Origin of the sequence: Mesorhizobium sp. PUT5, from assembly GCF_052216645.1 — a bacterium.
Classification (GTDB): domain Bacteria; phylum Pseudomonadota; class Alphaproteobacteria; order Rhizobiales; family Rhizobiaceae; genus Mesorhizobium.
The window spans coordinates 2602086-2618532 of record NZ_JBQOSO010000003.1 but is presented as its reverse complement, the minus strand read 5'-3'; the positions used below and the strand labels follow the sequence as shown (position 1 = coordinate 2618532).

The 16447-nt window shown below is 64.1% G+C and carries 16 protein-coding genes and 1 tRNA gene; 11 read left to right on the top strand and 6 right to left on the bottom strand.

Features of this window, described 5'->3' with window-relative positions; translation table 11 throughout:
- The first annotated feature begins 202 nt into the window (after positions 1-202).
- The 5 genes from ACTDI4_RS14290 to ACTDI4_RS14270 all read left to right on the top strand — a co-directional run bounded on the left by ACTDI4_RS14290 (position 203) and on the right by ACTDI4_RS14270 (position 5567).
- The gene (locus tag ACTDI4_RS14290; RefSeq protein WP_442841776.1) at positions 203-2656 is read left to right on the top strand and encodes a penicillin-binding protein 1A; all 2454 of its coding nucleotides are present in this window, start codon (positions 203-205) and stop codon (positions 2654-2656) included.
- A gap of 144 nt (positions 2657-2800) precedes the next feature.
- Positions 2801-3932 (top strand): peptide chain release factor 2 gene (prfB, locus tag ACTDI4_RS14285; protein ID WP_442841775.1). Its coding sequence is split into 2 segments (ribosomal slippage): positions 2801-2866 and positions 2868-3932, totalling 1131 coding nucleotides; the frame shifts between segments, so codons are not numbered across the junction.
- 122 nt (positions 3933-4054) lie between these two features.
- Positions 4055-4411: a hypothetical protein gene (locus ACTDI4_RS14280; protein WP_442841774.1), complete on the top strand. Its 357-nt coding sequence runs from the start codon at positions 4055-4057 to the stop codon at positions 4409-4411.
- Between the two features lie 147 nt (positions 4412-4558).
- Positions 4559-5017: a hypothetical protein gene (locus ACTDI4_RS14275; RefSeq protein ID WP_442841773.1), complete on the top strand. Its 459-nt coding sequence runs from the start codon at positions 4559-4561 to the stop codon at positions 5015-5017.
- A 217-nt stretch (positions 5018-5234) separates the two neighbouring features.
- The gene (locus tag ACTDI4_RS14270) at positions 5235-5567 is read left to right on the top strand and encodes a hypothetical protein (protein WP_442843356.1); all 333 of its coding nucleotides are present in this window, start codon (positions 5235-5237) and stop codon (positions 5565-5567) included.
- Between the two features lie 228 nt (positions 5568-5795).
- Here the strand turns inward: ACTDI4_RS14270 and ACTDI4_RS14265 are convergent.
- A tRNA-Leu gene (locus ACTDI4_RS14265) sits at positions 5796-5880 on the bottom strand.
- Between the two features lie 354 nt (positions 5881-6234).
- On the opposite strand from ACTDI4_RS14265, the gene tig reads away from it, so the two are divergent.
- The gene (tig, locus tag ACTDI4_RS14260; protein WP_442841772.1) at positions 6235-7713 is read left to right on the top strand and encodes a trigger factor; all 1479 of its coding nucleotides are present in this window, start codon (positions 6235-6237) and stop codon (positions 7711-7713) included.
- 69 nt (positions 7714-7782) lie between these two features.
- Here the strand turns inward: tig and ACTDI4_RS14255 are convergent, their stop codons facing one another.
- Positions 7783-8226, bottom strand: coding sequence for an HIT family protein (locus ACTDI4_RS14255; protein WP_442841771.1), 444 nt, complete (start codon positions 8224-8226; stop codon positions 7783-7785).
- Positions 8227-8298: 72 nt separating this feature from the next.
- On the opposite strand from ACTDI4_RS14255, the gene ACTDI4_RS14250 reads away from it, so the two are divergent.
- Positions 8299-8634: a DMT family transporter gene (locus tag ACTDI4_RS14250; RefSeq protein ID WP_442843355.1), complete on the top strand. Its 336-nt coding sequence runs from the start codon at positions 8299-8301 to the stop codon at positions 8632-8634.
- Between the two features lie 6 nt (positions 8635-8640).
- On the opposite strand, the gene ACTDI4_RS14245 is transcribed toward ACTDI4_RS14250, so the two are convergent.
- The 3 genes from ACTDI4_RS14245 to ACTDI4_RS14235 are packed head-to-tail and all read right to left on the bottom strand — an operon-like array spanning position 8641 to position 11102.
- Positions 8641-9858: a GNAT family N-acetyltransferase gene (locus tag ACTDI4_RS14245; RefSeq protein WP_442841770.1), complete on the bottom strand. Its 1218-nt coding sequence runs from the start codon at positions 9856-9858 to the stop codon at positions 8641-8643.
- A 44-nt stretch (positions 9859-9902) separates the two neighbouring features.
- Entirely contained in the window at positions 9903-10631 is a 729-nt protein-coding gene (locus ACTDI4_RS14240) for a glycerophosphodiester phosphodiesterase (RefSeq protein WP_442841769.1), read from the bottom strand.
- A gap of 6 nt (positions 10632-10637) precedes the next feature.
- Positions 10638-11102: a RidA family protein gene (locus tag ACTDI4_RS14235; protein ID WP_442841768.1), complete on the bottom strand. Its 465-nt coding sequence runs from the start codon at positions 11100-11102 to the stop codon at positions 10638-10640.
- A 132-nt stretch (positions 11103-11234) separates the two neighbouring features.
- On the opposite strand from ACTDI4_RS14235, the gene ACTDI4_RS14230 reads away from it, so the two are divergent.
- The gene (locus ACTDI4_RS14230; protein WP_442841767.1) at positions 11235-12065 is read left to right on the top strand and encodes a cell envelope integrity EipB family protein; all 831 of its coding nucleotides are present in this window, start codon (positions 11235-11237) and stop codon (positions 12063-12065) included.
- A 22-nt stretch (positions 12066-12087) separates the two neighbouring features.
- The gene (locus ACTDI4_RS14225; RefSeq protein ID WP_442841766.1) at positions 12088-12366 is read left to right on the top strand and encodes a DUF4031 domain-containing protein; all 279 of its coding nucleotides are present in this window, start codon (positions 12088-12090) and stop codon (positions 12364-12366) included.
- Positions 12367-12414: 48 nt separating this feature from the next.
- On the opposite strand, the gene ACTDI4_RS14220 is transcribed toward ACTDI4_RS14225, so the two are convergent.
- Entirely contained in the window at positions 12415-13899 is a 1485-nt protein-coding gene (locus tag ACTDI4_RS14220; protein ID WP_442841765.1) for an amino acid permease, read from the bottom strand.
- Between the two features lie 537 nt (positions 13900-14436).
- On the opposite strand from ACTDI4_RS14220, the gene rpsB reads away from it, so the two are divergent.
- Both rpsB and tsf read left to right on the top strand, forming a co-directional pair.
- Positions 14437-15234: a 30S ribosomal protein S2 gene (rpsB, locus tag ACTDI4_RS14215; RefSeq protein WP_442841764.1), complete on the top strand. Its 798-nt coding sequence runs from the start codon at positions 14437-14439 to the stop codon at positions 15232-15234.
- A 118-nt stretch (positions 15235-15352) separates the two neighbouring features.
- A complete protein-coding gene (tsf, locus tag ACTDI4_RS14210; protein ID WP_442841763.1) occupies positions 15353-16273 on the top strand; it encodes a translation elongation factor Ts in 921 nt (306 codons plus the stop codon).
- Positions 16274-16447: the final 174 nt, after the last annotated feature.

The window sequence follows — 16447 nt, the reverse complement described above, 5'->3', positions numbered from 1 at the left end:
CATGATGCAACCGGAAGAGGCGTTGCGCATGGACAACATCCCCCGATATTATTGCGCGCTGCGGCGGCCGAATTCCATTCTTGCCGCATTTTGCCCACATCGTCGCGACATTGGGCGTGAAATGCGCAAAGGGAGGCTCCGGAAACCTTGCGCGACCTGCTGCATGGTTTAGGCAGTCCCCCGACCACGGACTGGAGTGGGCATGATTCGTCTTATCGGTTATTTCTTCGGCATCGGCACCACGCTGGCGCTCCTGATTGCGGCGGGGGCGGCGATCTACGTCGGCCATCTGACCAAGGGCCTGCCTGACTACGAGGTGCTGGCCAAGTACGAACCGCCGGTCACGACCCGCATCCATGCCACGGACGGCTCGCTTATGGCCGAATATGCGCGCCAGCGCCGGCTCTATCTGCCGATCCAGGCCATACCCGACCGCGTCAAGGCGGCGTTCCTGTCGGCCGAGGACAAGAGTTTCTACAGCCATCCCGGCGTCGACATCACCGGCCTCGGCCGCGCGATCATCGTCAACCTGCAGAATTTCGGTTCGGGCCGCCGCCAGGTCGGCGCCTCCACCATCACGCAGCAGGTGGCCAAGAATTTCCTGCTCACATCGGACCAGACCTACGAGCGCAAGATCAAGGAGATGATCCTGGCCTTCCGCATCGAGCAGGCCTATCCGAAGGACCGAATCCTCGAGCTCTATCTCAACGAGATATTCTTCGGCCTGGGGGCTTATGGCGTGGCGGGTGCCGCCCTGACCTATTTCGACAAATCGGTCAACGAGTTGACCGTGGCGGAAGCCGCCTATCTCGCCTCGCTTCCCAAGGGGCCTTCCAACTATCACCCCTTCCGGCATCCCGATCGCGCAATCGAGCGGCGCAACTGGGTGATCGGCCAGATGGTCGAGAACGGCTATGTCAGCAGCGAGGAGGGCGAGAAGGCCAAGGCCGAGCCCCTCGGCGTAAAGCCGCGCCGCAACGGCACCTATCTGTTCGCCGGCGAGTATTTCACCGAGGAGGTGCGCCGGCAGATCATCGCGCGCTACGGTGAGAATGCGCTCTACGAGGGCGGGCTTTCGGTGCGCACCACGCTGGACCCGAAACTGCAGCTCTTCGCGCGCAAGGCCATGCAGAACGGCCTCATCAAGTTCGATACGCTGCGCGGCTATCGCGGGCCGGCGAGCCATATCGACGTCTCCGGCGACTGGGGCGAGGCGCTCGGCAAGGTCAAGGGGCTCGACGACGTGCCCGAATGGTCGCTTGCCGTGGTGCTGGACAGTTCCGATTCCGGTCTTTCCATCGGGCTCCAGCCCGCGCGCCAGGCGTCGGGCGAGCTGGTCAAGGAGCGTGTCGAGGCAACCGTCGCCAAGGAGGACATGGCCTGGGCCATGCGCTACAAGCAGGGCGGCAAGACGCTCAAGGCCAAGTCCCCCGCCGAGGTGCTGAAGCCGGGCGACGTCGTCTTCGTCCAGAAGAAGGGCGATTCCGGCAACTACCTGCTGCGCCAGGTGCCGGAGGTGGAGGGCGGCCTTGTGGCCATGGACCCGCATACGGGCCGCGTGCTGGCCATGGTGGGCGGCTTCTCCTACGCCGAATCCGAATTCAACCGTGCCACGCAGGCCATGCGCCAGCCGGGCTCCTCCTTCAAGCCGATCGTCTATTCGGCCGCGCTCGACAACGGCTACACGCCGGCCTCCGTCATCATGGACGGGCCGATCACCATCCAGAGCGGCAACACCACCTGGACGCCGAAGAACTATGACGGCCGCACCGCAGGTCCGGCCACGCTGCGCTCCGGCATCGAGCGCTCGCGCAACCTGATGACGGTGCGGCTCGCCAACGACATGGGCATGAAGCTGGTGGCCGAATATGCCGAGCGCTTCGGTGTCTACGACCATCTGGCGCCATATCTGCCGATGGCGCTCGGCTCGGGCGAGACGACGGTGATGCGCATGGTCACCGCCTATTCGATCATGGCCAACGGCGGCAAATCGATCAAGCCGTCGCTGATCGACCGCATCCAGGACCGCTACGGCAAGACCGTGTTCAAGCAGGACGAGCGCACCTGCGAGAACTGCAACGCCGCCGAATGGGACAATCAGCCGGAACCGGAGCTGGTCGACAATTCCGAGCAGGTGCTGGACCCGATGACGGCCTACCAGATCACCTCGATGATGGAGGGCGTGGTGCAGCGCGGCACCGCCGTGACCGTGTCCGAGCTGGGCTATCCGCTCGCCGGCAAGACCGGCACCACCAACGACGAGAAGGACGCCTGGTTCATCGGGTTCACGCCGAACCTCGTGGTCGGCCTCTATATGGGCTACGACACGCCGCGCCAACTCGGCAAGGGCGTGACCGGCGGCGGCCTGGCGGCGCCCGTGTTCAAGGATTTCATGAAGGACTACCTCGTCGGTCAGCCGAAGATCGAGTTCAAGGTTCCGGAAGGCATGAAGCTGATCGCGATCGACCGCAAGACCGGCATGCGCGCCGCCGACGGCGCGCCCGGAACCATCATCGAGGCCTTTAAGCCCGGCACCGGCCCGGCCGACAGCTACTGGGTCATCGGCATGGGCGAGGACGGTTCCAACGGACCGGGCGGCGAGCTGTCGCCGCAGGCTTCGCAGGCCATCCAGTCGGGCGGCGGCGGCCTTTATTGATGGTTCCTAGGCGTGCCGGGGGCCTGGCTTTGCCCGGGCCATCCGGCGGGACCTGCCGGCCGCAGGTCCATTTCGCTTTACACGCTCCGGCGCGCTGCCTATGTATCGCGCCGACCAGTCAACCCCTTGCAGCAGGACAGCATCGTGCGCGCGGAAACGCAGACCATCGTCGACGAAATCAAGCAGGCCATAAGCCTGCTGAGGAGGCATCTTTGACTGGGATCAGGCTGTAAAGCGGCTTGAATATCTCAATGTCCGGGCCGAGGACGCAAGCCTCTGGAACGATCCGGCCGAAGCGCAGAAGCTGATGCGCGAGCGCCAGAACCTGGAAGACGGGATCGGCGCGGTGAAGGGCCTGACGCAGGCGCTTGAGGACAATATCGGCCTGATCGAGCTCGGCGAGGAAGAGGACGACGGCAGCGTCGTCGCCGATGCCGAGGCGGCGCTGCGCTCCATGCTGGGCGAGGTCAAGGCGCGGCAGGTGGAGACGCTGCTCTCCGGCGAGGCCGATGCCAACGACACCTATCTGGAAATCCACGCCGGCGCCGGCGGTACCGAGAGCCAGGACTGGGCCTCCATGCTGCTGCGCATGTACACGCGCTGGGCCGAGCGCCGCCGCTTCAAGGTGGAGGTGCTGGAAGTTCACGAGGGCGAGGAGGCCGGAATAAAATCCGCCACCGTGCTCATCAAGGGCCACAACGCCTATGGCTGGCTCAAGACCGAATCGGGCGTGCACCGGCTGGTGCGCATCTCGCCCTACGATTCGAACGCGCGGCGCCACACCTCCTTCGCCAGCGCCTGGGTCTATCCGGTGATCGACGATTCGATCGTCATCGATATCCCGGAATCGGAAGTGCGCATCGACACCTATCGCTCGTCCGGATCGGGCGGCCAGCACGTCAATACCACCGACTCGGCGGTGCGTATCACCCACATCCCGACCGGCATCGCCGTGGCCTGCCAGGCCGAGCGCTCGCAGCACAAGAACCGCGCCAAGGCGTGGGAGATGCTGCGCTCGCGCCTCTACGAGGAGGAGTTGAAGCGCCGCGAGGCGGCCGCCAACGCCACCGAGGCGACCAAGAGCGACATCGGCTGGGGCCACCAGATCCGCTCCTACGTGCTGCAGCCCTACCAGCTGGTCAAGGACCTACGGACCGGGGTCGAGAGCACCAGCCCGTCGAATGTCCTCGACGGCGACCTCGACGACTTCATGGAGGCGTCGCTTTCGCAGCGTATCGAGGGCAGCTCGGGCCAGCCCGTGGCCGATCTGGACTGAGCGGCGGCGCGCAAGTCGCCCGCCGGATCACTTGCGTCTAAATTAGAAGGCAGGAACCTAAGGCGGAAAGGAGCGTTCTTCGGACGGGCGATGGCTTCATGCTCGTTCGAAAGGATCGAACCATGTCCGCTGCCTCGACGCAACCGGTCACCCGGGTTTTGCGCGCTGTGCTGGCGGCTGCGGCCGTCTTGTCTGTCGGTCCGGTGGCGGCCCATGATGCTCCGCCGACCGCCGCGCAACCGCTGGGATGGCGGTATCCCTTCTCCTGCTGCGCCGGTTACGACTGCCGGGCCGCGACCAAGGGCGAGATATTGGAGCGGCCGGAAGGCTACGTCATCACCGACACCGGCGAGGTGGTGCCGATGACCGACAGGCGCGTCAAGGACAGTCCCGACGGTCAGTATCACTGGTGTGCCCACCGGGCGGGGCTCGATGCAGGGCGGACGATCTGCCTGTTCGTGCCGCCGCATTCGTTCTGATGGGCGCGGAAATGTGCACGCGAAATGTGCGCTCCAGGAAAATCAGGCATTCGCACCCGCCACCTATGGAAGCTCGTCGGGCGCGCGCTATGATTTTCAGGACAGGGCGTTCAGGGGCCGAAAAAACCACCTGACTAGGAGGTTGCCATGAGGCATCAGACACTGGATCAACTGCACAAGGTAGCCGAGATCCAAACCGAGCCGTCTTCCCGGGGAATGGATCGTACCCAACGTCTCCAACGTTGGGCTGAACTTCTGGAACGCCAGCCGGCGCGTCTTTTGTCGGCGCTTCCAGGCACCGAATACTATCCGCTGCAGGAGCGCGACCTGATGCGCTGCCACGGCTCGCCGTTGTCGGTGGCCTTCGAGGACCCGCTGCTGCGCACCGAAGGGCTGCAGAACGATAGCTACGGGGAAGCCAAGCGCTTCTTCGAATTGAGCGATGGGCAGCTTCACAACATCGTGTGCCATTGTCATGTCGGCGAAACCATGCACGCCTCGCGCGCTGCGCTGTGCGTGCGCGCCGCCATCGGCGGTCGCGGCCTTCTGGCCAGCCTGTGGGCGCTGTTCCATTGGCCGGCACACCCGGTGAGCCGGGCGGGCTAGCAGGACGGCGCGCAAGCGCGAACGAAAAGCGGATTCCACAGGAGTCCGATGCCCAAGCAACATGTGACGGCGTGCGGGCGTATGCGCACGCCGCGCTTCTTGGTTTTCTGCGGCCCGTCGATCGACCGCACGCAAGCCGAAGCCAAAATTATTCTGGCTTGAACATACCGGAATGCCTATACACGCCGAGCCCAATTTCGGGCTGGGGGTAATTTGCATGAAATCTTGGATATTCGCCACGACGGTCGCGGCCGCGGCTGCTGTCGGCGTCAACGTGGCCAAGGCCGATGATCTTGTTTTCGTTTTGAAAAACGGGACCAACTCGGTCATCAACGCATTCTACACGTCGCCCGTGGGTGAAAACAGTTGGGAAGAGGACGTGTTCGGCAAGGACGCGCTCGCCCCCGGCGAGAGTGTCCGCATCACCGTCAAGGACGGGCGACGCGCCTGCAAATACGACATGCGTTTCGAGTTCCAGGGCGATGATCTGGAAGACCTTGAAGATACCCAGGACCTCTGTGAACTGGGTGAATACACCGTTACGGAATGATACCGAGACAAACGGGCCGCCCGTGACCGCCATGGGAGCCTGAGGAGGTCAGTGGGAGACCCTGGGTAGCGTCCTGCAAGTTCTTCTTCTGGAAGGACCGAGCCGGGGGAGATCTGGGGTTTGCCCATTGTCTTTGCCGAGATTTACCAGCCCCCTGTGCAGGGGAGGGGCGACTACAGGCCTTTGAGGTCAGGCAACTCTTTGAGCCGACATGGAATTGGAAAAGGCTGGTGCGGATGAAGGGACTCGAACCCCCACGCCTTTCGGCACCGGAACCTAAATCCGGGGCGTCTACCAATTCCGCCACATCCGCATAGGCGGGAAATCCCACGTAGCCATCATTCTGTCAATGTCGGCGGCAGGAATGAGCCGGCGGTAACGGCAGGCGAGCCTTGGCCGAACGCGAAGATGGTTGAAAATAGGTCAAGCCTGTGACAAAAGGCGTGTCGAATGTGACGGGATGCTGCGATCCGCTTCTATGAAATGTGAAAAGAAGTAGGAAAAACAAAGACTTATTCACATTTTGGAGCGTCGTTTGGAGTTTGTGAACCGCGCATGCGGTCTTCTCTCCGGGACCCGCGCCACAGCCATCCTGGCCAAGACTGTCCGGCAGGCTGCGAACGGCGAGGCCGTTTGGCGGCCTCATTGGTGAAGATAAAGGTTTGATATGCAGGTCACCGAAACGCTCAATTCCGGCCTCAAGCGCGAGATCAAGGTCACTGTACCTGCCGACGACATGGAAGCCAAGCTGATGGCGCGGCTGTCGGAGGCCAAGGACAAGGTCCGCATCAACGGCTTCCGCCCCGGCAAAGTGCCGGTGCAGCACCTGCGCAAGGTCTACGGCAAGTCGTTCATGGCCGAGGTGGTCAACGAGATTCTGAACGATTCCCGCAGCATCATCACCGGCCGTGGCGAGAAGGCGGCCATGCAGCCCGAGGTCATCATGACCGAGGACGAGAAGGAAGCCGAGAAGATCCTGGCCGGCGGCGCCGACTTCGAATTCAGCCTGAACTACGAGGTCATCCCGGCGATCGAGATCAAGGACTTCTCCGACGTCAAGGTGACGCGCCCGGTTTATGACGTGCCGGAGAGCGAGATCGAGGAGCAGGTGAAGCGCATCGCCGAATCGACGCGCTCCTTCGAGCCCAGGGACGGCGCGGCGGCCGAGGGCGACCGCGTGACCATCGACTATGTCGGCAAGATCGACGGCGAGGCATTCGCTGGCGGCGCCGGCAGCGACCAGCCGCTGGTGCTGGGCTCCAAGGAATTCATCCCCGGCTTCGAGGACCAGCTTGTCGGCGCCAAGGCCGGCGAGGAAAAGACCATCACGGTGACCTTCCCCGAGGAATACCAGGCGCCGCACCTGGCCGGCAAGGAAGCCACCTTCGACGTCACCGTCAAGGAAGTGGCCAAGCCCGGCGAACTCGAGATCAACGACGAAACGGCCAAGGCGCTCGGCCTGGACTCGCTCGACAAGCTGCGTGAGATCGTTCGTGGCCAGATCGAGAGCCAGTTCGGCTCGATGACCCGCCAGAAGGTCAAGCGCCAGCTCCTCGATCAGCTCGACGCCGCCTACAAGTTCGAGGCGCCGTCCAAGCTCGTGGACGCCGAGTTCAACAACATCTGGAACCAGGTCAACCGCGACCTGCAGGCTGCCGGGCACACCTTCGCCGACGAGGAGACCACCGAGGAAGAGGCGCGCGAGGAATACACGCGCCTTGCCGAGCGTCGCGTGCGTCTCGGGCTGGTGCTGGCCGAAATCGGCGAGAAGGCGGGCGTGACCGTTGCCGACGAAGAGTTGCAGCGCAGCCTGTTCGAGCAGGTTCGCCGCTTCCCGGCCAACCAGCAGCAGGAAGTGTTCGAATTCTACCGCAGCAATCCTGAGGCGCTGAACACGCTGCGTGCGCCGCTGTTCGAGGAGAAGGTGATCGATCATCTGCTCGGCCAGGTTTCCGTCACCGACAACAAGGTGAGCAAGGAAGAGCTGATGGCCGAGGATGACGAGGCCGAGGGCGAGAAGAAGGCCAAGCCGGCCAAGAAGGCCGCGGCCAAGAAGGCGGAAGAAAAGCCGGCCGAAGAGGCCGCCGACGAGTCGAAGAAGAAGGCGGCTCCGAAGAAGAAAGCCGCCGCCAAGGACGCCGAGTAAGAATCGGCAGTTGTTGCGAAAAAAAGGCCGCCCTGAGCGGCCTTTTTTTTGTGGCTTCGCTGCGGTGCTTCAGCCGGCCAGCGCCTGTCTGATCTTGTCGGCATTGGCCGCCAGCACCTCCGGCTTTTCCATAGCGCCCGTATGCGGCTTCAGCGGCACCCCGTCGAAACGGGGGATGACGTGGACATGCAGGTGGAACACGGTCTGGCCAGATGCCGGTTCGTTGAACTGCATGACCACGACGCCGTCGGCGGCGAAGGCTTTCTTGACTGCCTGGGCAATCTTGCGCACGGCGGCAAAGAGGGGCCCCAGCGTCGCGGGATCGGCGTCGAGCAGGTTGCGGGAGCCAGCCTTCGGGACCACGAGCGTGTGTCCCGTGCCCTGGGGCATCACGTCCATGAAGGCGATCACCGCCTCGTCCTCATAGACACGGTGCGAGGGCAGTTCGCCACGCAGGATCTTCGCGAAGATGTTGGTATCGTCGTAGTTCATGGTCTGCCTCTCGCCGTTCATGCGTCGATGTCCTATTCGTGGCGGCCATATCATCCGGTGCGTCGCACCAAATCAATGGGCTTCGAACGTCGCATGTCGTGGAATTACGTCTACCTTCTGGTCGCCATCCTGTTCGAGGTGCTGGCAACCACGGCGTTGAAGGAAACGCATGGCTTCACCCGCCTCGTGCCGTCGCTGGTGACAGTGACCGGGTATGCGCTGGCCTTCTATTTCCTGTCGCTGACGCTGCGCGTCATGCCGGTGGGCATCGTCTACGCTTTGTGGAGCGGCGTCGGCATCGTGCTCGTCACGGCCATAGGGTGGGCCTGGTTCCGCCAGGCGCTCGATCTGCCGGCGCTGGTGGGCATAGGGCTCATCATGGCCGGCGTCGCCGTCATCAACCTGTTTTCCAGGACAGTCGTGCACTGAGGCCGGTCAGGCGATGTCTGAAGGGTCTTCCTTGCGGAACGGCGTGTGCTCTTCCAGATAGGCGCCCATATGGGCGACCTCCCGGCGCTCGCGTTTGAGATAGTCCTCAACGGCGCGCCGCAGGCCGGGATGGGCGATATAGTGGGCCGAGTGCATGGTCACCGGCCGGTAGCCGCGCGCCAGCTTGTGCTCGCCCTGCGCGCCGGCTTCGACCACCCTCAGCCCCTTGTCGATGGCGAAGTCGATGGCCTGATGGTAGCAGACCTCGAAATGCAGGAAGGGGTGGTCCTCGATGCAGCCCCAGTTGCGGCCGTAGAGCGCATCGGAGCCGATGAAGTTGATGGCGCCGGCGATATAGCGGCCGTTGCGCCTGGCCATGACCAGCAGGATGTCGTCGGCCATGCGCTCTCCGACCAGCGAGAAGAAGCTGCGATTGAGGTAGGGGCGCCCCCATTTGCGGCCGCCCGTATCCATGTAAAAGGCGAAGAAATCGTCCCAGACGCGTTCGGTGATGTCCTTGCCGGACAGCCAGTCGATGGAGATGCCGTCGGCCAGCGCCTCACGCCGCTCCTTCTTCAGCGCCTTGCGCTTGCGCGAGGCGAGAGTGGCGAGGAAATTGTCATAATTTGCAAAGCCTTCGTTGAAGAAATGGAACTGCTGGTCGGTGCGGTGCAGATAGCCGGCCGCTTCCAGAACTCCCACGTCCTGGTGGGGCAGGAAGGTGATGTGGGCCGACGAGATGCCGAGCTTGTCGGTGACCGCCTTGAGTGCGGTGGCCAGCCCGGCCTTTACGGATGCCTCGTCTTCGCCTCGCGTGACGAGAAGACGAGGGCCGGTGACCGGCGTGAACGGAACCGAGCATTGCAGTTTCGGATAGTAGTGGCCGCCGGCCCGCTCCAGCGCGTCCGCCCAGCCATGGTCGAAGACGTATTCGCCCTGGCTATGCGACTTGGCATAACAGAGAATGGCGCCGAGCAGGCGCCCCCCTGCGGTTTCCAGCCGGATGTGGTTGCCCTGCCAGCCGGTGCGCGGCACGGCGCAACCGGACTCTTCCAGTGACGTCAGAAAAGCATAGGAAAGGAAAGGGTTGTAGCCGGATTCTGAAGTCCGGCCGGTGCCGGTCAAGCCATTCCATTCGGCTTTGGTGAAGGCGCTTACGCCAGCGGCGACGCGCACCACAAAGCCCGCGTCGCCTTCATGCCTGCTGCCGTCGCCCACATCCATGCGGCTTTACTTAAGCGCCATTCTGCCGCGCGCAAGGCCGCAGTTCATGCCGTGGCGGCCGCTTGCGGCTCGAAGCCCTCGAAAGTCATCTGATCGGCATAGCGGAAGGTCAGATCCACCGCCGGCTGGTCGCGCACCGTCCAGGTGATGACCGGCATCGCCAGTTTCTCGCGCACGAAGCTGATGAAGCGGTTCGGCAGATCGCCGGCCGCATAGGAGACGAAGGCGATGTCGTGCGCAAGCATGGTGAAATGCGCCTCGATGTCCTGGTTGCGGGTGCCGCAGGCGGTGAGTCCGCCCGGAATGCCCGGCGCTTCCGCGGAAAACTGGCGGATCAGCCAATGGTCGAACGACATGATGGCGGCCATGCCGTCATAGGTCGCCAGACGCTGCGCGACGGCGGACACAAGCCCGTCGTCGCGGCCGGGCGTGCCCTTCAGCTCGACAACCAGTGGCACGCGGCCGTTCACCAGCGCAAGCAGCTCATCCAGCGTCGGCGCATGATCGGCCGTGCCTCCGATGCGCAGGGCGGCCATTTCGGCCGCCGTGCGCTGCCACACATAGCCGTCCTGGCCGGCAAGGCGCCCGAGATCGTGGTCGTGGAAGACCACCGGCACGCCGTCCGAGGTCAGGTGCACGTCGCATTCGATGGCGTAGCCCTTGTCGGCGGCGCGCGCGAAGGCCGACAGGGTGTTCTCCCAGCACGCCTTGTTGAGGTCGTGCAGGCCGCGATGCGCGATCGGGCGGGCGGTCAGCCAGGAAAGATCGGTCATGACAGGTTACTCTACCTCGATGACGGCGTCGATCTCGACGGCTGCGTTGAGCGGCAGCACGGCCATGCCGATCGCGGCGCGGGCGTGTTTGCCACGCTCGCCCAGAACCTCGGCCAGAAGGTCCGACGCGCCGTTGGCGACCAGATGCTGCTCGGTGAAGTCGGGGGAGGAGGCGACGAAGACGTTGATCTTCACCAGCCGGCGAATCTTCTCGAGATCGCCCAATGCGGCCTTTGCCTGAGCCAGGATGTTGATGGCGCACAGCTTCGCCGCTTCCTTTCCTGCGGCCGTGTCGAGGTCGCGGCCGAGCAGGCCGGCGGCGGCCAGCTTGCCGTCCTTCATGGGCAACTGGCCCGACGGGAACAGCAGGTTGCCGGTGCGCACGAAAGGCACGTAGTTGGCTGCCGGTGCTGCCGCCGCGGGCAGGGTGATGCCGAGATCGGCCAGCCGCTTTTCGATTGTCTCGCTCATGGTAATTCCCTATTGCTTGAAGCTGCGGTGTCGGTGGGGCCGAAATTGCTGTTTTTGCCTCGCTTCCGCCACGACTTTTTTTAAACTTGGCCCTCTGCGGTCCTGCCCGGACCGCGCGACCGGAGTCCATTCATGCAGGCAGTGCGCCTCCTTTTCAATGCCGCGCTGCTGGCGGTCGTGTCGACGGCACCTGCCCTGGCCGTTCCCATGCTGCAGCCGCACCGGGCCGTCTACGACCTTTCCCTCGACAACGCGTCCGACCGCTCCGACATTACCGGCATCACCGGCCGCATGGTCTACGAGTTCAACGGCTCGGCCTGCGAGGGCTACACGGTGAAATTCCGCTTCGTCACGCAGATCAGCACCAGCGACAACAGCCAGGTGACCGACCAGCAGACGACCACCTTCGAGGACGGGAAGGGCAAGACGTTCTCCTTCGTCACCAAGTCCTTCATCGATCAGAATCTCAACAAGGAGGTCAAGGGTACCGCGACGCGGGACGCCAAGGGGCTGCGGGTCGATCTCGACAAGCCCAAGCCGAACACGCTGGAGCTTGCCGCCACCCAGTTTCCCACCCAGCATCTGGTCGAATTGATCGACAAGGCCAAGAAAGGCGACACCTTCTACGAGACCAGCCTGTTCGACGGCTCGGAGGACGCCGACAAGGTCATGACCACCACCGTGATCGTCGGCAAGCCGGTGGCCGTGGCCAAGGACGATCCGGAGCGGACCGCGCTGGCCGGGCTTGCCGAGGACAAGTACTGGCCCGTCGACATCGCCTATTTCGATCCCACCGACACGTCCTCGGGCGAAGAGGTGCCGCAATACCGCATCTCCTTCAAGCTGAACGAGAACGGCCTGACGCGCGATCTCGTCATGGACTATGGCGACTTCTCGATGCGGGGGAGGCTGGTCAATCTGGCGCTGTTCAATTCCGCGCCGCAGAAAACCTGCAACCAGTAGGCCGCGCGCGGCGGCCGGCTCGATGGCGGTCTATGTCGATGCCGCGATCTGGAAGCATGAAGGCCTCTTGTGGTGCCACATGCTCGCCGACGACCTGGCGGAACTGCACCGGTTCGCCACACACCTCGGCCTCAAGCTGTCGTCCTACCAGGGGCCTCCCAAGACCTCGGCGCCGCACTACGACATTACCGGCTTCGAGCGTGACCGGGCGGTTCGGCTGGGCGCCGTCGAATGCAGCCGCGAGGAGATCGTGGCGGTATTCCGGCGCGTGAAGGTGCCGAACGGCAAGGCCATGCGATAACCGCCGCGCCCGGTGGGACGCGGCGGTTGGTTGCAGGAGGGCCGGCAGTCATCCGGCCTTCATCGTCTGATGCGGGGCGGGGGGCGCCGATCCCGTGCGCAGCACCGAATGATTGCGGCCGTATGAGAAGTACACCACGAGCCCGATCACCAGCCACACGACGAGCCGCATCCAGGTTTCGATCGGCAAACCGGCCATCAGCAGCAGGCAGAACAGGATACCCAGGATCGGCACCACCGGCACGCCGGGGGTGCGGAAGGGCCTGGCCACGCTGGCGTCGCTCCTGCGCAGGTAGATGACGGCGCCGCACACCAGGATGAAGGCAAACAGCGTGCCGATGCTGACCATCTCGCCGAGGATGCCGATCGGAGTGAGCGCGGCGACGATGGCGACGATGGTGCCGATCATCATCTGGCTCTTCCACGGCGTCCTGCGCACGGGATGGACCTCGGAGAACACCTGCGGCAGCAGGCCGTCCTTGGCTATGGTGTAGAAGATGCGGCTCTGGCCGTAGAGCAGCACCAGTATCACGGTGGTCAGTCCGGCCAGCGCGCCGATCTTGATCAGCACCGAGAACCAGGTGAGGCCGATGACGTCCACCGCCTTGGCGATCGGGTCGGCGACGTTGAGCTGTCCGTAGGGCACGATGCCGGTGAGCACCGCAGAGACGGCGATATAGAGCACGGTGCAGATGAGCAGGGAGCCCAATATACCGATCGGCATGTCGCGCTGCGGGTTCCTGGCCTCCTGGGCGGCGGTGGACACGGCGTCGAAGCCGATGAAGGCGAAGAACACCACCGCCGAGCCGCGCAGCAGGCCGCTCCAGCCGAAATGACCGAATTCGCCGGTGTTGGCCGGCACCAGCGGGTGCCAGTTGGCCGAGACGACATAGGCCGAGCCGACCAGGATGAAGGCCAGCACCACGGCGAGCTTCACTGCCACCATGATGTTGTTGACACGTGCCGATTCGCGCGTGCCCATCACCAGCATGTAGGTCAGGATCGCGACGATGAACGCCGCCGGCAGGTTGACGATGCCGTGCACAATCGTGCCGTTGGCCAATGTTTCGGCCACCGTGCCTGGCGCCGCCGCATAGGCCGGCGGGATGTGCATGCCGAAATTGGCCAGCAGGCTGACCACGTAGCCCGACCAGCCGACGGAGACGGTCGCCGCGCCCATGGCATATTCCAGCACCAGATCCCAGCCGATGATCCAGGCGACCAGTTCGCCCAGCGTCGCATAGGTGTAGGTATAGGTGCTGCCGGCAACGGGCAGCAGCGCCGCCAACTCGGCGTAGCAAAGGCCGACGAAGGTGCAGGCGATGCCGCCGAGCACGAAGGACAGCATGATGCCCGGCCCCGCATATTGCGCCGCAGCAGTGCCGGTCAGGACGAAAATGCCGGCGCCGATGATGCAGCCTATCCCCAGCGAGGTGATGGAGAGCGCCCCCAGCGTCGGCGCCAGTACGTGTTGTTCCGCTTCGCCGACAATGTCGGCGATCGGCTTCCTGTGCATATATTCTGCGATCGACATGGCAATTATTCCTCCGCATAGGGCGCCATGCCGCATGCGGCCATAGCCACCCGCCGGTGGTGAAACCGCCTGATGTCGATCGCCTTCGAACGGCCTTGCCCTGGAAGATGCAGATCTGTCGTTTCGGGCCGTTCGATTCTGGATTGCTTCTTGGGAGCGTTGCCGGACCGCGGAAGGCTTGGCGGGCAATTGGGCGGCTTGCACCACGAGTTGCGCATCTTCGTCGCGTTCAACTCGCCCGTTTCATCCGGGTTCCGCCCGGTTGGACCGATATCGCGGTTTCGTGTAGGCAGCATCGCGAAATCGTGTGGCGCGGCAGGCCAAGGTGGGCGGGTTCCGCCTGGCGGCTTGCATTTCGGCGCCATCCCTTCTATATGCCGCCGCATTCCACACACGGGCTTCGGTGTCCGGCCGGGAGAAATCCGGCGGAGACCTCCGGTGGCGGCGCAGGCGAACCTTCCGAAAAGCTCGAGCTTTCGTTTCGGTTTTCCGAGGCCGTCGGATGCCCGTGGAGGCCAACCGGAAAGGAAACAGAGAATGGCTCTGCCTGATTTCAGCATGCGCCAGCTTCTTGAAGCTGGCGTTCACTTCGGCCACCAGACCCACCGCTGGAACCCGAAGATGGCGCCCTACATCTACGGCGCCCGCAACAACATCCACATCATCGACCTGTCGCAGACGGTGCCGCTGCTGCACCAGGCGCTCAAGCAGGTTTCCGACGTCGTCTCCCGCGGCGGACGCGTGCTGTTCGTCGGCACGAAGCGCCAGGCGTCCGACATCGTCGCCGACGCCGCGCAGCGCTCTGCGCAGTACTACGTCAACTCGCGCTGGCTCGGCGGCATGCTGACTAACTGGAAGACGATCTCCAATTCCATCCAGCGCCTGCGCAAGCTCGACGAGATGCTGGCCGGCGAGGCCCAGGGCTTCACCAAGAAGGAGCGTCTCAACCTCGACCGCGAGCGCGAGAAGCTCAACAAGGCCCTCGGCGGCATCAAGGACATGGGCTCGACCCCGGACCTGATGTTCGTGATCGACACCAACAAGGAAGCGATCGCGCTTCTGGAGGCCAAGCGCCTGGGCATTCCGGTGGTGGCCATCGTCGATTCCAACTGCGATCCGGACAAGGTCGATTTCCCGATCCCCGGCAACGACGACGCCGCCCGTGCCATTCAGCTCTACTGCGATCTTATCGCCAGGGCTGCCATTGACGGCATCGCCCGCCAGCAGGGCGCGCTCGGCATCGACGTCGGCGCCTCGGCCGAGGCGCCCGCGGAGCCTGCGCTGGACGATGCTCCGGTCGCCGGGGAAGGCGCAGGCGAGCAGCCGCAGGCCTGACGCGGAGGCCGCGCCGCGGCCTTCATTCTGGTGAAGTTCTGACGCCGCAAGGCGTCGTATCGCGGCGCATCGTCGGGTTCGATGGTGCGCCTGCGCTGTTAAAGACAAAGAGGCGACTATGAGCATTTCAGCAGCACAGGTCAAAGAACTGCGCGACCTGACCGGCGCGGGCATGATGGACTGCAAGGCAGCCCTGGCCGAGACCAACGGCGACATCGAGGCGGCGGTCGACTGGCTGCGCAAGAAGGGTATCGCCAAGGCCGACAAGAAGGCCGGCCGCACGGCCGCCGAGGGCCTGATCGGCGTGGAGCAGGGCCTGCGCGAAGCAGCCGTGGTCGAGGTCAATTCCGAGACCGACTTCGTTGCGCGCAATGCCGCCTTCCAGGAGATCGTCAACAACGTCGCCAAGGTCGCGCTGGCCTTCGGCGACACCGAATCGGTCGCCAACGCCAAGTATCCGGGCTCCGACAAGAGCGTCACCGACACCATCAAGGACGCTGTCGGCACGATCGGCGAGAATCTGGGCTTCCGCCGTTCGGCCAAGCTCACCGTCCCGCATGGCGCGGTGGCGAGCTATGTCCACAACTCCGTCGCCGACAATCTCGGCAAGCTCGGCGTGCTGGTGGCCGTCGAGACGACGGGCGACGCCCACAAGGCCGGCGCGTTCGCGCGGCAGGTCGCCATGCACGTGGCCGCCACCAACCCGCTGGCGCTGAACGTGGACGAACTCGACCCCACCGAAATCGAGCGTGAGAAGGCCATCTTCTCCGATCAGGCGCGGGCCTCGGGCAAGCCGGAGAACATCATCGAAAAGATGGTGGAGGGCCGCCTGCGCAAATTCTACGAGGAGGTCGTGCTGCTCAAGCAGGCTTTCGTCATCAATCCCGATGTGACCGTGGAGCAGGCGCTGAAGGATGCGGAGAAGGAAATCGGCGCGCCCGCCAAGATCGTCGCCTACCTGCGCTATGCGCTGGGCGAGGGCATCGAGAAGGACGAGAGCGATTTCGCCGCGGAAGTCGCGGCTGCCGTCAAGAAGTAACGGCGCTTCGGAAGGTTTCCGGAATTTCCGGCAGACCGGACATTTTGGACAGCATTGCGAGGGGCGCCGCGTGACATCGCGGCGCCCTTCGTGTATCGGGACGCACATCATGACGAGTGTGGCGGGAACGCCTGTGCCGGTGTACGGCAGGGTAGTTCCGCGGGCGGTTTCGAG

What these genes read in the sequence shown, in the direction of transcription:
- ACTDI4_RS14235 (WP_442841768.1), bottom strand. Translation starts at nt 11,102, where the DNA reads ATGAGCGAGACAATCGAAAAGCGGCTGGCCGATCTCGGCATCACCCTG.
- rpsB (WP_442841764.1), top strand. Translation starts at nt 14,437, where the DNA reads ATGGCTCTGCCTGATTTCAGCATGCGCCAGCTTCTTGAAGCTGGCGTT.
- tig (WP_442841772.1), top strand. Translation starts at nt 6,235, where the DNA reads ATGCAGGTCACCGAAACGCTCAATTCCGGCCTCAAGCGCGAGATCAAG.
- ACTDI4_RS14290 (WP_442841776.1), top strand. Translation starts at nt 203, where the DNA reads ATGATTCGTCTTATCGGTTATTTCTTCGGCATCGGCACCACGCTGGCG.
- ACTDI4_RS14230 (WP_442841767.1), top strand. Translation starts at nt 11,235, where the DNA reads ATGCAGGCAGTGCGCCTCCTTTTCAATGCCGCGCTGCTGGCGGTCGTG.
- ACTDI4_RS14220 (WP_442841765.1), bottom strand. Translation starts at nt 13,899, where the DNA reads ATGTCGATCGCAGAATATATGCACAGGAAGCCGATCGCCGACATTGTC.
- tsf (WP_442841763.1), top strand. Translation starts at nt 15,353, where the DNA reads ATGAGCATTTCAGCAGCACAGGTCAAAGAACTGCGCGACCTGACCGGC.
- ACTDI4_RS14275 (WP_442841773.1), top strand. Translation starts at nt 4,559, where the DNA reads ATGAGGCATCAGACACTGGATCAACTGCACAAGGTAGCCGAGATCCAA.
- ACTDI4_RS14255 (WP_442841771.1), bottom strand. Translation starts at nt 8,226, where the DNA reads ATGAACGGCGAGAGGCAGACCATGAACTACGACGATACCAACATCTTC.
- ACTDI4_RS14270 (WP_442843356.1), top strand. Translation starts at nt 5,235, where the DNA reads ATGAAATCTTGGATATTCGCCACGACGGTCGCGGCCGCGGCTGCTGTC.
- ACTDI4_RS14245 (WP_442841770.1), bottom strand. Translation starts at nt 9,858, where the DNA reads ATGGATGTGGGCGACGGCAGCAGGCATGAAGGCGACGCGGGCTTTGTG.
- ACTDI4_RS14280 (WP_442841774.1), top strand. Translation starts at nt 4,055, where the DNA reads ATGTCCGCTGCCTCGACGCAACCGGTCACCCGGGTTTTGCGCGCTGTG.
- ACTDI4_RS14240 (WP_442841769.1), bottom strand. Translation starts at nt 10,631, where the DNA reads ATGACCGATCTTTCCTGGCTGACCGCCCGCCCGATCGCGCATCGCGGC.
- ACTDI4_RS14225 (WP_442841766.1), top strand. Translation starts at nt 12,088, where the DNA reads ATGGCGGTCTATGTCGATGCCGCGATCTGGAAGCATGAAGGCCTCTTG.
- ACTDI4_RS14250 (WP_442843355.1), top strand. Translation starts at nt 8,299, where the DNA reads ATGTCGTGGAATTACGTCTACCTTCTGGTCGCCATCCTGTTCGAGGTG.